We start from the raw sequence: 17,348 nt of genomic DNA, 5'->3' as shown, positions 1-17,348 counted from the left end.
ACCATCGCACGCTTCGCGCATGGAGGAGCGCAACGCGCCAACGCAGTGGTTGGGCACGCGCGCGCCGCACCTCCGCCGCGCCGCCATGGGGCTATGCGGCCTGGGCAAGCGCGTAGCGGCGGCAATGCTCGAGATAGCCCGCCTCGTGGCTGGCGGTGAGGTCGACGATGCTGTCCCACAGCCAGGTCGGAGCATCGATGCTCGCGCTCTGGCGCCGCGCGATCGCACGACCCCAGCTGGCGCGGTCGCTCGCATCCATCTGCCGCGCATGCGCGAGGCCCACGACATAGGCGAGATAGCGCGCCGCGCGCGTTGCCTCGGACCGGGAGAATTGCGCGATCTCGAGCTTCAGGTCCTGCGGCATCAACTCGCGCAGCACGACCGGCTTGCCAAGGACGTGCGTTGCCAGCATCCGTTCCCCGAGATTGGGCGCGAGCGCCGTGGCGCCTGCCACGACGCGCTCCGCATGGTCGCGCGGCATCGCCCGGCCATGGCCGGTCGGCGCGATGGCGGGAACCGCCTCCTTCAGATCGATCAGCGCATATTCCGCGGGTTTCTTGCGCGTGCCGCCGATCGAGACGAGCGCGGCGAAGCGCAGATTGCCAAGCGAGCTGCAGCCCTTTTTCCAATAGGCGGCGTCGATCAGACGGACCCGGTCGCTTTCGTCGCGCGCGCTCAGCGACAGGATCAGCGCGGTTACGGCCGGATCTTCGAATAATTGGTCGAGCGCCGCTTTCTCGTCGGATGCGAGCGCCCAGAATTTCTTCCCGAGCGGCAGCTTCGGCTCGACATCGTCGAGCCGTTCATCCGCGAGGTGTCGCCAGCGCCGGCCAAGGGCACGCCGCCGCACCGCGCGCACGACATTGGGCTCGGGCGTTTCCGCCTCCCCCTGCTCGGCCATCGCCAGTGCATAGCCCTCGACCATCTGCTCGATCATCTGCGCGGTGGTCACGCCGGGCAGGTCCGAGCCACGCGCCGCCGTCGCGAGCGAGAGGCCAAGGCGGATGAGGTCGTGGGCGGGATTCCCGATGACGGTCTGGTCGAGGTCGCGAATCTGCACGTCGACCTTGCCGCCGGCATCGGCGATCGGGCCCAAATTGCCGAGGTGGCAGTCGCCGCAGATCCAGATGGCGGGCCCGGCCGGCAGTCGCGCCGCCGAGCGCGAGTCCGCCAGCCACTCATAGAATTTCGCGGTGTTGCCGCGGACATAGGCATGCGTCGAACGCGCCATCTTGAGCGCGCGGCTCCGTTCCAGGTCGCGGAGCCGGTCGTCGAAATTCTGCTTCATTGCTGCTCCGTTGCTCGATTGTAAGGAAACAACGCTCGGCGCAGCCGAATGCCCGCTGGTTGCAGATAATTATCGTGCGGGGACCGGCGTCACCCGATCCACGATGCATCGCCGGTAGAGAAAGCGCGGCAGGACCGGCGCGATTGGAATCGACACGCCGAAGAAGAACATATAGAGAACGACGTTTTGCCGAGAGCGAAGCCGATGCCCGCTTCCCGCTATGCCGAACTCCAGGTCACGACGCATTTCAGCTTCCTGCGCGGGGCTTCTTCGCCCGAGGAGTTGTTCGCCGCCGCGGCAATGCTCGAGATGCCTGCGCTCGGGATTGCCGACCGCAACTCGGTCGCCGGAATCGTCCGTGCGTGGGATGCGCATCGCGCCACCGGCGTGCGCTCGATCGCCGGCTGCCGGCTCGACCTTGCGGACGGGACCGGGCTGCTCGTTTATCCGACCGACCGCATGGCCTATGGCCGGCTGACCCGGCTGCTCTCGGTCGGCAAGGGACGCGCCGGCAAGGGTGCCTGCCATCTGGACTGGAGCGATGTCGAGGATTGGAACGCCGGGCTGATCGGGATATTGGTGCCGGACCGCGCCGATGCCGATACGCTTGGGGCGTTGCGCGGACCAGCCAGATCTTCGGGGACCGGTGCTATCTTGCCCTGTCGCTGCGCCGGCGTCCGCGCGATGCGGTGCGGCTGCGCGATCTCGCCGCCATGGCGGCGGCGGCGCGGGTCGCGACGGTCGCGACCGGCGACGTCCTCTACCACAGCCCCGAGCGGCGCCTGTTGCAGGACGTGGTCACCTGCATCCGCGAGAAATGCACGATCGACGATCTCGGCGACCGGCGCGAGGCGATCGCCGACCGCCACCTCAAGCCTGGCCAGGAGATGGAGCGGCTGTTCAAGCGCTATCTCGGCGACACGCGCCCGGTCGCCCGCAGCATGGAGATTGCCGAACGCTGCAGCTTCGATCTCGAGCAGCTCCGATACCAATATCCCGACGAGATTCGCGTCGCGGGCCGAACGCCGCAGCAGGAGCTCGAGCGACTGACCTGGGAGAAGGCGCCCGAACGCTATTCGGACGGTGTCACGCCCGTGGTCCGAGCGCAGCTCGAGCACGAACTCAAGCTGATCGCCGAGCTCGACTATGCACCCTATTTCCTGACGGTGCACGCGATCGTCGCCGAAGCGCGGCGCCGCGAGATCCTCTGCCAGGGACGCGGGTCGGCGGCCAATTCGGCGGTCTGCTTTTGTCTAGGCATAACCTCGATCGACCCGGTGCGCTCCGAACTGCTGTTCGAGCGCTTCGTCAGCGCCGAGCGGCGCGAGCCGCCCGATATCGATGTCGATTTCGAGCATGAGCGGCGCGAGGAAGTGATCCAGTGGATCTACGAGACCTATGGCCGCACCCGCGCCGCGCTGACCGCCGTGGTGATCCGCTACCGCGCGCGCGGCGCAGTGCGCGAGGTCGGCAAGGCGCTTGGCCTCAGTGACGACATGACCGCGGGCCTTGCGAGCCAGGTCTGGGGCTGGAGCCGCGAGGGCGTCGAGGAGAAGCACGCCAGCGAGCTCAATCTCGATATGGGCGACCCCCGCCTCACCCTCACTCTCGAGCTCGCCAAGCAGCTGATCAACACGCCGCGGCATTTGTCCCAGCACCCCGGCGGCTTCGTGCTGACCCGCGACCGATTGGACGAGCTGGTGCCGATCGAGCCGGCGGCGATGGACGATCGCCAGGTCATCGAATGGGACAAGGACGATATCGACGCATTGGGCTTTATGAAGGTCGATGTGCTCGCGCTCGGCATGCTCAGCTGCATGCGCCGCGCCTTCGAATTCATGGACCAGGACAAGGGCGTGACGCTCGACCTCGCCAGTATCCCCGCCGAGGATCCCGCGACCTATAAGATGATCCGCAAGGCCGACACGCTAGGCGTCTTCCAGATCGAGAGCCGCGCGCAGATGGCCTCGCTCCCTTTGATGGGTCCCAAGACCTTTTACGATCTCGTCATCCAGGTCGCGATCGTCCGTCCCGGTCCGATCCAGGGCGACATGGTCCACCCCTATCGGCGGCGGCGCGCGGGTCTGGAAGAAGTGACCTATCCGACCCCCGAGCTTCGCCGCGTCCTCGAGAAGACGCTGGGCGTGCCGCTGTTCCAGGAACAGGCGATGCGCGTCGCCATCGAATGCGCGGGGTTCACGGCGTCCGAGGCCGATCTGCTGCGCCGCGCGATGGCGACGTTCAAGCTGACCGGCGGGGTCAGCCATTTCCGCGACAAGCTGATCGACGGCATGGTCGCACGCGGCTACGAGCGCGACTTCGCCGAGAAGACCTTCAAGCAGATCGAGGGGTTCGGCTCCTATGGCTTTCCCGAAAGCCATGCCGCCAGCTTCGCGCTGATCGCCTATGCCTCCTCCTGGGTGAAGTGCCACCACCCTGACGCCTTCTGCGCCGCCTTGCTCAACGCCCAGCCCATGGGCTTCTACGCGCCCGCGCAGATCGTCCGCGACGCGCGCCAGCACGGCGTCGAAGTCCGGCCGATCGACGTCAATCACAGCCGCTGGGACTGCACGCTCGAGGACGCTGGAAACCATAAGGCGGTCCGGCTCGGCCTGCGCATGATACGCGGCCTGTCCAACCTGGACGGCGCGGCGATCGTCGGCGCGCGCGGCGATGTTCCTTATGCCTCGGTCGAGGAGATCCAGCGCCGTGCCGAGGTCGGCCGCGGCGCGCTCGACCGAATCGGCGATGCCGACGGGTTCGGCTCGCTGGAACTCAGCCGCCGTGCGGGCCTGTGGGGCGTGAAGGCGCTGGGCAACGACGCCCTTCCCTTGTTCGCCGCCGCCGATGCCCGCGAGGGCCGGGCGCGTGCCGAGGCGATCGAACCCGAAGTGGCGCTCGCCGCGATGGGCGAAGGCCAGGAAGTGGTAGAGGACTATCGCGCCGCAGGGCTTTCGCTGCGGGCCCATCCGCTCGCCTTCCTGCGCGACGAACTCAAGGCGCGGCGGATGATCTCGTGCGCCGAGCTGCGCGGCGTGAAGGACGGCCGTTATGTCGAGCTCGCCGGACTGGTGCTCGTCCGGCAAAAGCCGGGCTCGGCCAAGGGCGTGATGTTCATAACGCTCGAAGACGAGACCGACGTCGCCAATCTCGTCGTTTGGACCAAGATCTTCGAGGAGAACCGCCGGACCGTACTTGGCGCGTCGATGATGGGTGTGCGGGGCCAGGTCCAGCGCGAAGGCGATGTCATCCATGTGATCGCGCGCAGGCTGGACGACCTGTCCCCCCTCCTCGCGAGCGTGGGCGCCCGCGACGATATCGCCGATGTCTACCGCGTCAGCCGCGCCGATGTCGTCAAGCACGGCATGGGGCCGGATCCGCGCGACCCTGCGGAGCGCCCCTTGGGCAAGCCGCCGCGCGACATCTACATCCCCGATCTCAGGCTTGGCTCCGGGATCATCCCAGGCCAGCCGACCGAAGGTATCAAGGTCAGGACACGGGATTTCCGATAGAAGGCGCTACCGGCTCGTCGAAGCGCGACGGGCGGGAGAACCGGCGTCCAAACGGCCTCTGCGATGCGACGTCCGCCTTGGAGCCAGGCCTTCAAGTAGCCGGTGCAAGGGGGTGTCGCCGCCATGGCGGCGACACCGAACCTCAGGGGTGCAGGTCGCGCAGCCGGCCGCCGACCGCACCGCCCACGCTGCCGACAAAGGCGCCGACCGCAAGCGAAAGGGCCGAGAAGCCCGCAAAGGCGACCGCGACCTTGCGCGCCGCGTCTATCGTGTCCCGGGTCACCGAGGCGTCGACCGGCGCACTGCCGATATTCGCAAGCGAGGCCGTCACAACGGCGATACCGGTCATGACGACCGTCGCCGTTGCCCAGGTCAGGAAACCATGGGCGGTGTCACGGAAAAGCACTTCGTCGGTGTGGAGGCCGGGCCAGCGGACGCGCAACCGTCCGGCGAGATAGCCGCCCAGGCCGGCCGACAGCCACTGGGTCACGATCAGCCAGACGCCCGCGCCAATCGTGAAGGTGGCGGGCCGCGCACCCACGCCGGGCCAGGGCGAAATCGACGCGAACCCGAGTGCCGCGCCGAGTGCGAGCAGCGTAAGCGTCAGTGCGATCGCGCCGACGGTGCCGGCAACGATGGCCGACCAGGAAAGCGCCGAGCCCCCGCCGGTCTCCGGCACGCCTGCCGGGTAGAGGACGGGATCGATGTGATGGGGATGGGTTGCCATGATCAATGCCAGAACAGGAGGAGAAGGAGGATGATGGGCAACGGAATGCCCAATAGCCAAAGCAGGATACCTTTTCCCATTGTCTCTCCTCCTGTCGCCGTTGATCGGTTCGAGAGCGCAACGTGCTGCCGTCGCCCGAAGTTCCGGAGGGCTCGCGACTGGAAACGCCGGCCCCGCTCGGCAGCGTGAACAGCCTCGCATTCGTCGATTGCGTCCATCGCCCTCATTTTCGGCGGTCGGTGGACCGCGTCGGCACGCCGGGCGTTGGACGGTTGCGAGGCCTTCGCCTCGGGAGATCTTCATGACCGATACGACAGAGCCTGTAGTCGCCGCGCAGGCAAGCAATGGAAAGACCGCGCTCACCGATGCCTTTCGCGAGCATTTTTCCGGCGACGCGCCACTGACCGAGAAGGCGAAGAGCTTCGCCAAGGCGCGCCCCTGGACCAGCGCGGCGTTTGTCGGCATCGCTGCGATCGCGCTGTTGAACACGCTGCGCGGGCGGCGCTGACATGACCGAGGCCAGCTGGGGCGACGGCTCCCTGTCGCCCGACATCGAATGGCATATGAGCGCAGCGCTGGAGAATGTACCGCGCGGCGATAGCGACCTGGCAGAAGTGACGAGCCTCGAGGGCGCCGTCGCTGCATGGCTGGAGCTCGATCCGGCCCACCGCGCCGAAGCGATCCTGACGCCGGAGCGTCCGCTTCTGATCGATGGCGTGGCGACACCCCGCCTGACCGGTGCGGCGATCGCAAGCCTGGCCGAACGCCTGCCTGACCGGATTACCACGCCAGGCTGACGCGGCTCTCACTTCCTTCTCGGGACCGGCATGATGAATCGCAAGGAACGCCGCACGCTGGCAGCGCAAACCCGGCCCCGGGCCACCTCGCAATGCGCCTGTTGCGTCGGGGCGAAGCAACGCCACGCCACGGAGACGCCTCCGGCTCGACACGAAGAGGCAGCGCTTCACGCGGGCCCGGGCGAATTTCGCGCGACATACAATGTCGCTACGCCGCAGCCGGCAGCCCAGGACACGCCGGCAGCCTCGGCGGCATCTTCATCGGCATAGACGTCGCCATCGACGATCGCATGGCTCTCCTCGGAGGTGAGCAGCGAACCGGTCAACCGGAATCCACCCTCGACCGTGTCGACACTGATGCAGTCGCTGTCGACCGGAGCCGCCTCGCCTTGCGGCAACCGGATGATCTCCATTGCCTCGTCATCCCCTTCTTGGCTCGACCCGTTGTTCACAATCTGTTCCCGATCTACTATGTCCATTGCCATGAACGCGCATCCGCCCTCTAAGATCATTGCCTTGCCGCGGGTTGAGCGTCGCGGGATGCTTGCCGCATGAGCCGCCGGGGCGGCAGCGCCGACCTGCCCCTCCATGGGGGCCGCGTGCCGGCCTGGCTCGGCGAGCGCATGACCAAGCTCGGCACGATCCTCGTCGAGGCGATCGTCCTCGAATATGGCCGCGACGAATTGCTGCGCCGGCTCGCCCATCCCTTCTGGTTCCAGTGTTTCGGCGCGGTGATGGGCATGGACTGGCACTCGTCCGGCATCACGACGAGCGTGCTCGGGTCGCTCAAGCGTGGCCTGGCGCCCCGCGCGCAGGAACTCGGCATCCATGTCTGCGGCGGACGCGGCAAGCATAGCAGGGCAACGCCCGCCGAACTGCTCGCCGTCGGCGCGCGCACCGGGCTCGACGGCGCGGCTCTAGGCCATGCCAGCCGCCTCGTCGCCAAGGTCGACAGCGCCGCCGTCCAGGACGGCTTCGAACTGTATCTCCACGGCTTCATCGTCACCGACGACGGCCGCTGGGTCATCGTTCAGCAGGGGATGAACGGCGATCGCCGCCAGGCACGGCGTTATCATTGGCTGAGCGAGGGGCTGGAGAGCTTCGTCGACGCGCCGCACGCCGCGATCGACGGGCGCGACCAGGGCGTCATCGTCAATCTCGCCGACCGGCGGGCCGAAGCATCGCGGCAGGGACAGCTCGAGCTGCTCGGCTCGATCGGTCCCGACGGCATCGCCCGCGAGCTCGCGCGCTTCGAGGCGCCCGCCCCGCCCGATGCCCAGGCGTTGCTGCCGCATCTCGTGCTGCCCGATCACCACGACGTCCGCCCCGAGAATATCATCGGCCGCCGATTGCACGGCGCGCTTGCCGCGGCCGCCGAGCAAGGGCCAAAGGATTTCGCCGACCTGCTGCTCGTGCCGGGCGTCGGCGCCCGGACGGTGCGCGCGCTGGCGATGGTCGCGGAGGTCGTGCACGGCGCGCCCTGCCGGTTCAGCGATCCGGCGCGCTTCTCGCTCGCGCATGGCGGCAAGGACCGGCATCCCTATCCCGTGCCGATCAAGGTCTACGACTATACGATCTCGGTGATGAAGACCGCGGTCCGCAAGGCCAGGCTCGGCCACAGCGAGGAACTCGACGCGATCCGGCGGCTCGATGCCCAGGCGCGCCGGCTGGAAGCCAGCGCGACCGGTCCGTCGGTAGAAGCATTGATCGCCGAGGAACGCCACAATTCGCACGGCTATGGCGGGCGCAGCGTGTTCGGCGAGGAGCCGCCGCCAAGCCGGACTGCGATTCCGGCCGAGGGCGCTTGAAGTCGAGGCGATCCGATCAGGAGGGATCGCCGAAATTCCTGCCTCTCCAATGCCTTGACCGATTGAAAATCCGATCCGGCCTCCCACATCAAGTTGATCGTTCAACAACGGAAAGGAGGTGGTCAGATGTCTCATTGTCACATGCCGCGCGCGGCAGGATCTTCGAGCATGACCTCCACCGCGGGGGTCCGGCTCGGCTGAGCTGTCCGCGTTCGGATGACAATGGAAGGGCCGTCTCGAAAGGGGCGGCCCTTCGCATATGCAGCCATGTCGTGCCGCAGTCGTTCCGCTCCCATGCTGGTCTTTCTCGACTTCGAAGCCTCGTCGCTCGGCAAGCATAGCTATCCGATCGAGGTCGCCTGGATATTCGCCGACGGGCGTTCGGAGACCCATCTGATCCGTCCGGCGCCCGCCTGGATCGATTGGGACGAGGAAGCCCAAGCAGTTCACGGGATCACGCGCGAGACGCTCGCCCTGCATGGCACGCCGCACGATCTCGTCGCCCAGCGCATGATCGATCAACTTACGGGACACGATCTGCTGGCGAGCGCGCCGTCCTGGGATGGCAAGTGGCTCAGCGCCCTGCTGCGCGCCGCCGGCTATCCGCGCCGTAGCCTGAGGCTGCGCCGCACCGCCGAGGCACTGCGCGAATGCGCTTTGTCGATTTTGGCGCCGACGCTGGCGAACGAAGATGTCGCAGCGGCGATCGAAGCGATCCTGACGCGGAGCGAAAATGGCGCGTCGGGCGAAGCGCCCGCCCATCGCGCGCTGCCCGATGCGCAGGCCGACCGCGCCCGATGGCTGGCAGTCTGCAGTGCCGCACGCGAGGTCGCCGCGGCGAAGGTTGGGGATCGTTGAACACATGCCCTTCGCAGGGAAAAATCCCGTTACGCCAGATGGGCGCTATTTCGTCGTCCGCGGGCGGCTCTGGCGCATGTCGGACCCATCCCTTCCCGCCCACGAGCGGGAAAAACTGGTTCACGAGCTGATGACGGCGCGCCGGGCGGTCGGAATGGCTCGCCGCGCTGCCGACGCTGATGCCGAGAACCGTGCGCGTGCTGCAGTCGATCGAGCAAAGCGCGCGCTCGGCGAACGCGGGCCAGTGTGGTGGAACGATGGCTCCGAGGACTATAACCGCCGCATGGCGCGCAACACCCCCTATGCCGAGTGGTATGCTGGTCTTCCTGACCTTTACAGGTCGGGCAGCACTTGATCCGCGCGTCCCCATCCGGACAGCGCCTTGGATGCAGCCCTTTTCACCAACTCCGCAGCGTCGCCGATATGAAAATGCGACGGCTTGTCGATCGTCTCCATTTCCTTCCAGGTAATCGGCGCGGCCACCGGCGCCTCGGGCCGCGCGCGAACGGCATAGGGCATCACTGCCGTGGCCCCGCGCTGGTTGCGCAGATAGTCGACGAAGATGCGGCCCTTGCGCTGGACCTTCGGCAACGCAGCGGTGAAGTTCTCGGGATCGCTCTGCGCCACCGCCTGCGCCAGGCGATGCGCGAAGTCCTTCACCTCCGGCCATTCCGCCTTGGGCACGAGTGGCGCGATGACGTGGATGCCCTTGCCCCCCGTCGCCATCGGGAAGGTCTCGAGCCCGATCGACTTCAGGATGTCGCGGAAATGGAAGGCGGCCTTGCGCACCGCCTCGAAGTCCAGCCCCTCGTCGGGGTCGAGATCAAAGACCAGCCGGTCGGCCTTCTCGACATCCTCGATCCTGGCACCCCAGCCATGGAATTCGATCGTCCCCATCTGGACGCAGGTCAGCAGACCGTCGGCCGTGTCGACAAACAGATAGGGCTCCTCGTGCCCGTCCTTCTCGAGGATGCCGACATGCTTGACCGTGTCGCCGAAGCTGCCGGCATCGTGCTTCTGGAAAAAGCACTTCTTGGCGCGACCCTGCGGACAGCGCACCAGACTGATCGGCCGGCTCGCTACCCAAGGCAGCATGATCGGCGCCACCGCGGCATAATAATCGGCGAGCGCGCCCTTGGTGATGCTCGATTCCGGGAAGATCACGCGGTCGCGGTTGCTGATCTTGACGCTGGACGCTGCCGGCACAGCAGCCGATTCGACGGACGCCTCGACCTCGAGCACGACCGCTTCGGGCTTCTTGTCCTCGCGCAGGCCCAGATAGCTCGGGTGCCGGAGGGTGCCCTCGTTGGTCATCTCGGTATAGGCGATCTCGGCGACCAATTTAGGCTTCAACCAATGTGCGCCGCGCACCTCGGCGCGCGGCGCCTTCACCGTCGGCTCCTTCTGCTCGATCGGCGCCATGATCTCCATCAGGCGCAGCAGCTCGGCGGTGTTGAACCCCGTCCCGACCTTGCCGGCATAGCGCAGCGCGCCATCCTCATGGATACCCAGGATCAGCGAGCGGAAGGTCCGCGACTTGTCCGAGGGCGTCCAGCCGATGATCACGAATTCCTGGCGCTTGATGCACTTGGTCTTGACCCAGGTGCCGCTGCGCGAGCCGACATATTTTGCGGTGGCGAGCTTGGAGATGACGCCTTCGAGATTGGCGCTGCAGAAACTCGCGAGCAGCTTCTCGCCGTTGCCGCGAATATGTTCGGAGTAGCGCAGGTGCGGGTTATCCTCCGGCAGGATGGCGCGCAGCATTTCCTTGCGCTCGAGCAGCGGCAGTCCGGTCAGATCCTCGCCGTTCAGCTCGAGCAGGTCGAACGCGAAATAGTCGATGGTCCCGGGGGCGCCCTTGAGCGCGCCCTGCAGCGCCTGGAAGCTCGACTTGCCGTTCGCGTCCAGCACGACAGCCTCGCCGTCGATCAAAGCGGAATCGACCTTGAGCCCGGCAACCTCTTTTAGGATGGCCGAGAAACGGTCCGACCAGTCCAGACCGGAGCGCGTATAGGCGCGCGCCTCGCCTCCGCCGACCGCGATCAAAGCCCGGTACCCGTCATACTTCATTTCGTGCAGCCAGCGGTCGCCCGAAGGAACGGCATCGACGAGCTGGGCGAGCTGTACCGCCCTGAACGGCGGCGGCCCCTTTACCCGATCCGATTTTGGGCGAGCGCGACGCGCGGTAGAAGCGGACGTTTTCATCGTCCCTAGACTCTATTCAAGGCGGGTTCGTTCCGTGTCACGCCAAGCATCGGGAAACTCTTGAGAATCCGGAACGTTGGAAGATCAGACAAGAGGAGCTTGAGCATGGCAGACGACAAGACGTTACGTGGACCGCAAGACAGCTCGCGCGTCGCGATGGGCGAGGAATATGAAGTTTCCTATTGGACGGAAAAGTTCGGCGTCAGCCGGGAGCGCTTGCAGGAAGCGGTCGATGCCGTCGGCAACAGCGCCGACGCAGTGCGGGCTTATCTTGCGCGGTAGCGCCGGGCCGATCGGTTGAAGCGATAGGCGCCAGCCTACCAGGGCAGTTCCTCGATAAAAAGGATCATCTCCTGAAAGGCCGGCGCCTCGAACCCAATTCCTCCTTCGCTCTCCACCAGAGGATGCCGTGCTGCCGCCTCGACGATGGCTTCGGGGTCGGACTGGCGGAGCGGGTCATGGGCCGTCGTCCATTTCGCCAGCGCAGTGACGCGCGCGTGGAGCGCCGTACCTGCGAGCGCGTCATCGGCGAACCCAGCATCGCGCGCATAGGCTTGCAGCACCGCTGCCTGAGACCGCGGATCCTGGCGATGCGCGGCCGGCAGCAGTGCCAGCACTTCGAGCGCCGCCGCGATCTGCCCGCCGACGAGCGGCACCGCGTTCAGGCGCTCGGTGGCGCTGCCGAGAGACGTTGGGGCTGCAACCGGCGATGTTTGCGAGAACATGGGTAAGCCCTTTCAGAAGGCCAGCATGCGCTGGCGATCGGCGAGCCCTTTCGGGCCCACTTCCTCGATATGAAAACTATGTTTCGGCAGCGCGTGCAGCAGCTCGGACTCGGGCTGAGCGAGGTCGAGCCAGGCCATATTCTGCCGCCGCAGCAACACCGCGCCCTGCCGCTCCTGATAGAAAAAGATATCCGGTCCGGCCTCGATCGTGATGATCGCGTAGCTGACGTCATGCTCCCCCGAGGAAGACCGCCAGATGCCGGCGAGATAGAAGAAGTTGCCGTCGTCGAGCGTGACCCGGAACTTGCGGTCGCCATTGGTTACCTGAAACTCGCTCGCTGGCACGAGACAGCGCTGATGCGGAAAGCTGCGTCCCTCGGAACGGATGAAGCGGAACGGCTTGCCCTCCGGCTCCCACGGCTCGAGACCCCAGCTTGCTTCGATCGCCTGGGGCTTGCCCGTGCGCGGATTGCGCCGGATGATGATCTTGCGGCTGCCAAAGGGTGCATCCGACTCGAAGGGACTCGCTTGCATGGTGAGAACATAATGCGAACACGCTCGAGGTGCAAATCGGGAGCTCGCCATGTGCAATGACTATCGCCTCGAGGTCGATATCGCCTCCATCATGGAGGATTTCGACGAGCTCGAGATCGCGATCGACACGCCCGAGGGCACGCCGAATGTCGCAGCCCGCGAAGACATCAAGATCACCGATATCGCGCCGATCGTCGCCAGCGTGGCGGGGGCCCGCGCGCGTGGCGCTCTCCTCAACCGCAGATGGAGCTGGCCGGGGCCGACGGGAAAGCCCGTCTATAATTATCGCGCGGAAGGCCGGGAATTCCAGTCCAACCGATGCCTGATCCTGACGGACGGCTTCTACGAATTCACCAAGGCGGAAGACCCCAAGCAGAAGCGGCAGAATAAATGGCTGTTCACGCTCGAGGAGCATGACTGGTTCGCGATCGCCGGCATCTGGCGCAAGCATCCGGAGGTCGGCGAAGCCTTTACGATGCTGACCCTCGACGCCGGCCCGGACGTCGCGCCCTATCACCATCGCCAGATAATTCCTCTGGCTCGCGACCAATGGTCGGCGTGGCTGGATCCCGCGATACCGGCAGCCGATATACTCCGCATCCTCCCAACCGGCAGCCTGAAGGTCCGCCAAGTCCATGGCGCGCCGCCCGGGGGCGATTCCTCCCTGCTCCTCTAGCTGGCACCACGCAGAGTCAGTTTACGATAGGGTGCCCCGCCTGCTCTTTTTGAACGGCACCCCCTGCCGGATATAGGCGCCGCGTGCCTTGTGACGATCGCGATCGAACCGACGCGCCTTGGTCGCCGGCAACGTCCCATTGCGGCGCGGCGGCATGGCAAATTCCCTCCTGCGCGCGACCGGATCATTCTCCCGCCAGCGTCGTTGAAAAGCGAGTCTGTCGATGGAGAGGACCATGCCGCAGGGTGACAAGAGCGCCTATACCGACAAGCAGAAGCGTAAGGCCGAGCATATCGAGGAGGGTTACGAGGATCGAGGCACGCCCAAGAAGGAAGCTGAGCGCCGCGCCTGGGCGACCGTGAACAAGGAGTCGGGCGGCGGCAAGAAGTCCGGCTCGGGACGCGGCAAGAAAGAGAATCACGATAGCGCCCGCAAGGGCGGCCAAAAAAGCGGTTCAAGCCAAAGCGCAGAGACGCGCTCCGCCGCCGCGAAAAAGGGTTGGGAGACCCGGCGCCGGCGCGGTAGCGCGTGAGCGGGGCGGAAACGTCCAGCTGGCCGGCGCGTCTCTGGCTGGTCCGCCATGGCCAGAGCGCCGGCAACGTCGCGCGCGACGCCGCCCATGCCGCGGGCCTCGAGCGCATTCCGCTCGACACGCGTGACGTTGACGTCCCGCTGTCGCAGCTGGGTGAACAGCAGGCCGACGCCCTTGGCCGCTGGTTTGCCGACGGTCATGGCAACGGTCAGCCGGACATCATCCTTTCCAGCCCCTATGTCCGGTCGCGCGAGACCGCCCGCCGCTTCCGCGATGCCGGAGGCGCAGCGCCGGACGAACCCGTTTGCGTCGACGAGCGGCTGCGCGAAAAGGAGTTCGGCATTCTCGACGGGCTCACCACCGCGGGCGTCGCGGCGCAGCTGCCGCAACAGGCGGAATTTCGCCGTCTGCTCGGCAAATTCTATCATCGTCCGCCGGGCGGCGAGAGTTGGTGCGACGTCATCCTGCGTCTGCGCAGTCTGCTCGACACCGTCTCGCTCCATTACGGCGGACGACATGTGATGATCGTCGGCCACCAAGTGGTGGTGCTCTGCCTGCGCTACGTCATCGAGAATCTGAGCGAGGAAGAGATACTCTCGATCGACAGGGACGGCGACGTCGCAAATTGCTCCGTCACGGAATATCGCTTCAACGCTTCGAAGGGGAAAGATGGCGGCCTTGAGCTGGTGCGCTACAATGAAATCGCCTCCATCGAGCAGGATCCGGTTGCTGAGGTGACGAGCGAGCCGGACCGGGCCGTGGCGGCGCGCGGATGATCGCGTTACGTGCCGAATGGCTGACCGCCCATCCGCTTCCACGGGTCGACGCGGAGACCGACAAGAATGCGCGCGGCCGCGTACTGGTGGCGGGCGGCTCGCTTACGGTTCCCGGCGCGCTCGCGCTGACCGGCGAGGCGGCTCTTCGTGCCGGCGCCGGCAAGGTCCAATTGGCCACGGTCGAGCCGGCCGCCCTTCCGCTGGGGATCGCAATGCCCGAGGCTGCGGTGTTCGGTCTGCCGGTAAACGGGACCGGAGAGATCGCCGCGAGCGCAGTCGCCAGACTGCTCGACCTTCTGGAAGCGTGCGACACCCTGGTGTTGGGCCCAGGCATGGGACCCGACTCAGCTGCATCCTCGATCGTGCGCCGGCTGCTGGCCAAACCCCTTGGAGAGCGCAGCGTCCTGCTCGACGCAGCAGCGATCGGCGGCGCGAGCGGCTGCGCGGATGCCGTGCGCGGTCATGGTGGCCGTGTCGTACTGACGCCGCATCCCGGCGAGATGATGCAGTTGATGGGATGCGACGAGGACGAGGTGAGAGACAGGCCGGAGGCCCTTGCTCGATCGGCGGCGGAGCGGTTCGGCGCGACTGTCGTCCTCAAGCGTTCCGAGACATGGATCGCCGCGCCCGGCGAGGATGTGCTTTGCTATGAAGGCGGCGGGCCCGGTCTCGCGACCGGCGGCTCCGGCGATGTGCTCGCCGGCATCATGGGCGGTCTTCTTTCGCGCGGGGCGGCGCCCCGCATTGCCGCCGCCTGGGCGGTTTGGCTGCACGGCGAGGCCGGGCGCAACCGTGCGACGGTCTCGGGGAAGATCGGCTTCCTTGCCCGAGAGCTGCTCGGCGAAATTCCGAAATTGATGGCCGCTGGCTAGGCGGCCACCCCTACCCGTTCCGCCTGGAAGACGATCTTGGGGATATGCGTGATGCGGCAGGCCAGATCCGCCTCGCCCGAGGCTACGACATAATGGTCGCCCGCATCGACGATCCCGGTCGTGAATACCACATCGCGCACATACATCTTGTCTTCGAGCGGCTTGGTGAGATCGGGGGCTGCTTCGAGCAGCGCGCTGTGCTCGGTCCGGATGACCTTCGCGGGATCGTCCCGGTCTAGGATCGACCAATAGGTCCGATAGATGCCGACGATCTCCTTGGGTTCGACGCCGTGCCACAGGGTGAGCCAACCGTCGTCGGTCAAAATCGGCGGCGTGCCGCCGCCCATCCTTGCGGTGGCGATCGTCGCCGCGTGCGGACGGATGCCGGGCTCGCGGTGCGGCTTCCAATGCAGCGCATCCGGCGAGGTCGCCAGATTGATCGACGGACCGCCGCGCCATTCGCTCCCGGGAGGATAGGTAAAATATAGGTCCCCGAGCGGCCGGGTCTGTGCCCAGTATTTGCCGTCGACCAAGCCTTCGAAGATCAGCATGTCCTTGTTCTGGTGATCGAGGACGATGTCTTCGAAACGGAAGTCCAGGCCGTTGTCCGAGCTGTATAGCGTGGTCGAATGCCGCTCCGGGCTGACCGAGCAGGTCGTCATCAGCCAGCGGTCGCCGACCTTCGAGACCCGGGCATCCTCGATGCCGTAGCACTGGAAGCTGCCCTGCGGCGCAATGGCCTTGTCGTAATGGATCTCGACGATCTCGAGGCCGTCGGGGGTGAGTTCGACCGGGAGGATCCAGGACAGTGAGGTCAGCGCCATGACCTTCCACCGCCCGCCGCGAAGAAGGAATTTGCGGGGATCTGCGGTGTCAACGAGTTCGAGGGACCAGGCATCGAGGACATATTTGCCCTCGTCCCAGCGGATCGCGTGGATATAGCCATCGAAGACCGGCCGGCGAAGCGCTTCCGCCACCCGCACGAAAATGGCGAGGTTGCCGTTGGGGAGTCTGGTCAGCGCGGGGTTGAAGGCGCCGAGCACATAGGTCTCGGCCTCGAATTGCCCCGCCAGCGGCGAGCGGGTCAGATCGATGTCGTCCGGGCCAAGGATCAGGCGATCAATCGGAAAGCCACTCATTCTTCACCTCGCGCACGCGGTGCAATCACGACCTGCTGCACATTCGCGCGGCGCGCCTGGGTGAGGACAAAGTGTACGGCGACGGCGATGTCTTCGGCGCGGAGCATCGTCTCGTTGCGATTCTGCTCTGCCTGCTCTTCTGCGGTAAAGCTTTGATACTGGAAATCAGCGCCGGTCTTTGCAGGCTCGACATTGCAGACCTTGATGCCTTTCGGCGCGAGCTCCTTGCGCAGCGCCTCGGCAAAACCGGCGACGCCAGCCTTCATGCCGGCATAGACGCTGGATTCCGCCCCGAGGATATGGGCGGCGACCGATCCGATGAACACGATGTCGCCCTTGTCCTTCATCACCGCCGCAGCCGCATGGGCAGTCGTGAGATAGGCGGTGAAGTCAGTGGCGATGGCGTAGCGCAGCTCGTCAGCACTCATCTTGGTCACGCCCTGGGCTGGGATGGCGGCGTTGACGATCGCGATATCGAAATCCCCGAAATAGTCCTTGGCAGCCTCAACGAAGCGGTCGACGCTTTCCGGTTCGGCCAGGTCGATCGCGATACCGTCGCCCTTCCCGACTTCGCGGATGCGCTCAAGTCCGTCCTGGAGATGTTGCGGGTCCCGACCGCAGACGAACACGTCGACGCCCTCAGAGGCAAGCAGAGTGGCGATGGCTCGCCCTATCCCGGTGGTGCCGCCGGTGATGATCGCTTTGCGCCCATTAAGGCTTGGCATGGCGGTATGCGCGTCGGACAGGTTTCGGGCTGGGGGGTCGGCTAAGTCTGACATGGACATCTCCTCGCCGCACGAACCCCATGCGGCGGGGGGAGTTCCGAACAATGCGCGCTCACGAGGACAAATACAGGAGAACCCTGCGAAGCTTCATGTCCGTTACTTAGGTCGTGAACC

18 protein-coding genes and 1 pseudogene are annotated in these 17,348 nt (G+C 66.1%); 11 read left to right on the top strand and 8 right to left on the bottom strand.

Translation table 11 applies throughout. The annotated features are described in order from the left end of the window. Nucleotides 1–91: 91 nt before the first annotated feature. Entirely contained in the window at nucleotides 92–1,288 is a 1,197-nt protein-coding gene (locus tag ABLE38_RS14500; protein ID WP_348974936.1) for a DUF2252 family protein, read from the bottom strand. 204 nt (nucleotides 1,289–1,492) lie between these two features. Here ABLE38_RS14500 and ABLE38_RS14495 point away from each other — a divergent pair. Continuing rightward, nucleotides 1,493–4,800, top strand: a pseudogene (locus tag ABLE38_RS14495) (error-prone DNA polymerase). A 142-nt stretch (nucleotides 4,801–4,942) separates the two neighbouring features. On the opposite strand, the gene ABLE38_RS14490 reads toward ABLE38_RS14495, so the two are convergent. After that, complete coding sequence (locus ABLE38_RS14490) at nucleotides 4,943–5,527, bottom strand: hypothetical protein (protein ID WP_348974935.1); 585 nt, start codon at nucleotides 5,525–5,527, stop codon at nucleotides 4,943–4,945. 301 nt (nucleotides 5,528–5,828) lie between these two features. Between ABLE38_RS14490 and ABLE38_RS14485 the strand changes: the two genes are divergently transcribed. Beyond that, nucleotides 5,829–6,035: a hypothetical protein gene (locus ABLE38_RS14485; protein WP_116842219.1), complete on the top strand. Its 207-nt coding sequence runs from the start codon at nucleotides 5,829–5,831 to the stop codon at nucleotides 6,033–6,035. Nucleotide 6,036: 1 nt separating this feature from the next. Beyond that, on the top strand, nucleotides 6,037–6,324 hold the full coding sequence (locus ABLE38_RS14480) for a hypothetical protein (protein WP_348974934.1): 288 nt from the start codon (nucleotides 6,037–6,039) through the stop codon (nucleotides 6,322–6,324). Nucleotides 6,325–6,491: 167 nt separating this feature from the next. Here the strand turns inward: ABLE38_RS14480 and ABLE38_RS14475 are convergent, their stop codons facing one another. Further along, on the bottom strand, nucleotides 6,492–6,803 hold the full coding sequence (locus tag ABLE38_RS14475) for a hypothetical protein (RefSeq protein ID WP_348974933.1): 312 nt from the start codon (nucleotides 6,801–6,803) through the stop codon (nucleotides 6,492–6,494). A gap of 72 nt (nucleotides 6,804–6,875) precedes the next feature. On the opposite strand from ABLE38_RS14475, the gene ABLE38_RS14470 reads away from it, so the two are divergent. The 3 genes from ABLE38_RS14470 to ABLE38_RS14460 all read left to right on the top strand — a co-directional run bounded on the left by ABLE38_RS14470 (nucleotide 6,876) and on the right by ABLE38_RS14460 (nucleotide 9,345). Continuing rightward, entirely contained in the window at nucleotides 6,876–8,132 is a 1,257-nt protein-coding gene (locus ABLE38_RS14470; protein ID WP_348974932.1) for a DUF763 domain-containing protein, read from the top strand. Between the two features lie 294 nt (nucleotides 8,133–8,426). Next, nucleotides 8,427–8,990, top strand: a complete 564-nt coding sequence (locus ABLE38_RS14465) for a transcriptional regulator (protein ID WP_348974931.1) — start codon at nucleotides 8,427–8,429, stop codon at nucleotides 8,988–8,990. A gap of 4 nt (nucleotides 8,991–8,994) precedes the next feature. Then, a complete protein-coding gene (locus ABLE38_RS14460) occupies nucleotides 8,995–9,345 on the top strand; it encodes a hypothetical protein (RefSeq protein WP_348974930.1) in 351 nt (116 codons plus the stop codon). Here ABLE38_RS14460 and ligD read toward each other — a convergent pair. Beyond that, the gene (gene ligD, locus ABLE38_RS14455; protein WP_348974929.1) at nucleotides 9,324–11,195 is read right to left on the bottom strand and encodes a DNA ligase D; all 1,872 of its coding nucleotides are present in this window, start codon (nucleotides 11,193–11,195) and stop codon (nucleotides 9,324–9,326) included. The two genes, ABLE38_RS14460 and ligD, sit on opposite strands and share 22 nt — an antisense overlap. 105 nt (nucleotides 11,196–11,300) lie before the next feature. On the opposite strand from ligD, the gene ABLE38_RS14450 reads away from it, so the two are divergent. Beyond that, nucleotides 11,301–11,477, top strand: coding sequence for a DUF3606 domain-containing protein (locus ABLE38_RS14450; RefSeq protein ID WP_342249717.1), 177 nt, complete (start codon nucleotides 11,301–11,303; stop codon nucleotides 11,475–11,477). Nucleotides 11,478–11,512: 35 nt separating this feature from the next. On the opposite strand, the gene ABLE38_RS14445 is transcribed toward ABLE38_RS14450, so the two are convergent. Together ABLE38_RS14445 and ABLE38_RS14440 are read right to left on the bottom strand one after the other, a co-directional pair. Further along, complete coding sequence (locus tag ABLE38_RS14445) at nucleotides 11,513–11,920, bottom strand: hypothetical protein (protein WP_348974928.1); 408 nt, start codon at nucleotides 11,918–11,920, stop codon at nucleotides 11,513–11,515. Nucleotides 11,921–11,932: 12 nt separating this feature from the next. Continuing rightward, nucleotides 11,933–12,454 carry an SOS response-associated peptidase family protein gene (locus ABLE38_RS14440; protein WP_348974927.1) on the bottom strand — a complete coding sequence of 174 codons (522 nt, stop codon included), beginning with the start codon at nucleotides 12,452–12,454 and terminating at the stop codon, nucleotides 11,933–11,935. 49 nt (nucleotides 12,455–12,503) lie between these two features. Here ABLE38_RS14440 and ABLE38_RS14435 point away from each other — a divergent pair, with 49 nt between their 5' ends. The 4 genes from ABLE38_RS14435 (at nucleotide 12,504) to ABLE38_RS14420 (ending at nucleotide 15,310) form a co-directional block, all read left to right on the top strand. Then, nucleotides 12,504–13,130, top strand: a complete 627-nt coding sequence (locus ABLE38_RS14435; RefSeq protein WP_348974926.1) for an SOS response-associated peptidase — start codon at nucleotides 12,504–12,506, stop codon at nucleotides 13,128–13,130. Between the two features lie 235 nt (nucleotides 13,131–13,365). Next, a complete protein-coding gene (locus ABLE38_RS14430; protein WP_348974925.1) occupies nucleotides 13,366–13,662 on the top strand; it encodes a plasmid stabilization protein in 297 nt (98 codons plus the stop codon). Continuing rightward, nucleotides 13,659–14,438 carry a histidine phosphatase family protein gene (locus ABLE38_RS14425; RefSeq protein ID WP_348974924.1) on the top strand — a complete coding sequence of 260 codons (780 nt, stop codon included), beginning with the start codon at nucleotides 13,659–13,661 and terminating at the stop codon, nucleotides 14,436–14,438. Before ABLE38_RS14430 ends, ABLE38_RS14425 begins: the two co-directional genes overlap by 4 nt. Then, on the top strand, nucleotides 14,435–15,310 hold the full coding sequence (locus ABLE38_RS14420) for an NAD(P)H-hydrate dehydratase (RefSeq protein WP_348974923.1): 876 nt from the start codon (nucleotides 14,435–14,437) through the stop codon (nucleotides 15,308–15,310). Before ABLE38_RS14425 ends, ABLE38_RS14420 begins: the two co-directional genes overlap by 4 nt. On the opposite strand, the gene ABLE38_RS14415 is transcribed toward ABLE38_RS14420, so the two are convergent. Both ABLE38_RS14415 and ABLE38_RS14410 read right to left on the bottom strand, forming a co-directional pair. Further along, complete coding sequence (locus tag ABLE38_RS14415; protein WP_348974922.1) at nucleotides 15,307–16,449, bottom strand: glycosidase; 1,143 nt, start codon at nucleotides 16,447–16,449, stop codon at nucleotides 15,307–15,309. The two genes, ABLE38_RS14420 and ABLE38_RS14415, sit on opposite strands and share 4 nt — an antisense overlap. Then, nucleotides 16,446–17,228: an SDR family NAD(P)-dependent oxidoreductase gene (locus tag ABLE38_RS14410; protein ID WP_348974921.1), complete on the bottom strand. Its 783-nt coding sequence runs from the start codon at nucleotides 17,226–17,228 to the stop codon at nucleotides 16,446–16,448. The genes ABLE38_RS14415 and ABLE38_RS14410 overlap by 4 nt, the downstream gene beginning before the upstream one ends. Nucleotides 17,229–17,348: the final 120 nt, after the last annotated feature.

The sequence above is a fragment of the Sphingomonas sp. KR3-1 genome (assembly GCF_040049295.1).
In the GTDB taxonomy this organism is placed as follows: Bacteria; Pseudomonadota; Alphaproteobacteria; order Sphingomonadales; family Sphingomonadaceae; genus Sphingomonas.
The sequence above is the reverse complement of the archived record's forward strand: the minus strand, read 5'-3'. Positions and strand labels throughout refer to the sequence as shown.

Bases quoted from the DNA above. Each gene is read 5' to 3' on its own strand.
- ABLE38_RS14420 (WP_348974923.1), top strand. From the start codon at position 14,435: ATGATCGCGTTACGTGCCGAATGGCTGACCGCCCATCCGCTTCCACGG.
- ABLE38_RS14475 (WP_348974933.1), bottom strand. From the start codon at position 6,803: ATGGACATAGTAGATCGGGAACAGATTGTGAACAACGGGTCGAGCCAA.
- ABLE38_RS14465 (WP_348974931.1), top strand. From the start codon at position 8,427: ATGCTGGTCTTTCTCGACTTCGAAGCCTCGTCGCTCGGCAAGCATAGC.
- ABLE38_RS14440 (WP_348974927.1), bottom strand. From the start codon at position 12,454: ATGCAAGCGAGTCCCTTCGAGTCGGATGCACCCTTTGGCAGCCGCAAG.
- ABLE38_RS14430 (WP_348974925.1), top strand. From the start codon at position 13,366: ATGCCGCAGGGTGACAAGAGCGCCTATACCGACAAGCAGAAGCGTAAG.
- ABLE38_RS14450 (WP_342249717.1), top strand. From the start codon at position 11,301: ATGGCAGACGACAAGACGTTACGTGGACCGCAAGACAGCTCGCGCGTC.
- ABLE38_RS14485 (WP_116842219.1), top strand. From the start codon at position 5,829: ATGACCGATACGACAGAGCCTGTAGTCGCCGCGCAGGCAAGCAATGGA.
- ABLE38_RS14415 (WP_348974922.1), bottom strand. From the start codon at position 16,449: ATGAGTGGCTTTCCGATTGATCGCCTGATCCTTGGCCCGGACGACATC.
- ABLE38_RS14470 (WP_348974932.1), top strand. From the start codon at position 6,876: ATGAGCCGCCGGGGCGGCAGCGCCGACCTGCCCCTCCATGGGGGCCGC.
- ABLE38_RS14410 (WP_348974921.1), bottom strand. From the start codon at position 17,228: ATGTCAGACTTAGCCGACCCCCCAGCCCGAAACCTGTCCGACGCGCAT.
- ABLE38_RS14460 (WP_348974930.1), top strand. From the start codon at position 8,995: ATGCCCTTCGCAGGGAAAAATCCCGTTACGCCAGATGGGCGCTATTTC.
- ABLE38_RS14445 (WP_348974928.1), bottom strand. From the start codon at position 11,920: ATGTTCTCGCAAACATCGCCGGTTGCAGCCCCAACGTCTCTCGGCAGC.
- ABLE38_RS14490 (WP_348974935.1), bottom strand. From the start codon at position 5,527: ATGGCAACCCATCCCCATCACATCGATCCCGTCCTCTACCCGGCAGGC.
- ABLE38_RS14480 (WP_348974934.1), top strand. From the start codon at position 6,037: ATGACCGAGGCCAGCTGGGGCGACGGCTCCCTGTCGCCCGACATCGAA.
- ligD (WP_348974929.1), bottom strand. From the start codon at position 11,195: ATGAAAACGTCCGCTTCTACCGCGCGTCGCGCTCGCCCAAAATCGGAT.
- ABLE38_RS14500 (WP_348974936.1), bottom strand. From the start codon at position 1,288: ATGAAGCAGAATTTCGACGACCGGCTCCGCGACCTGGAACGGAGCCGC.
- ABLE38_RS14435 (WP_348974926.1), top strand. From the start codon at position 12,504: ATGTGCAATGACTATCGCCTCGAGGTCGATATCGCCTCCATCATGGAG.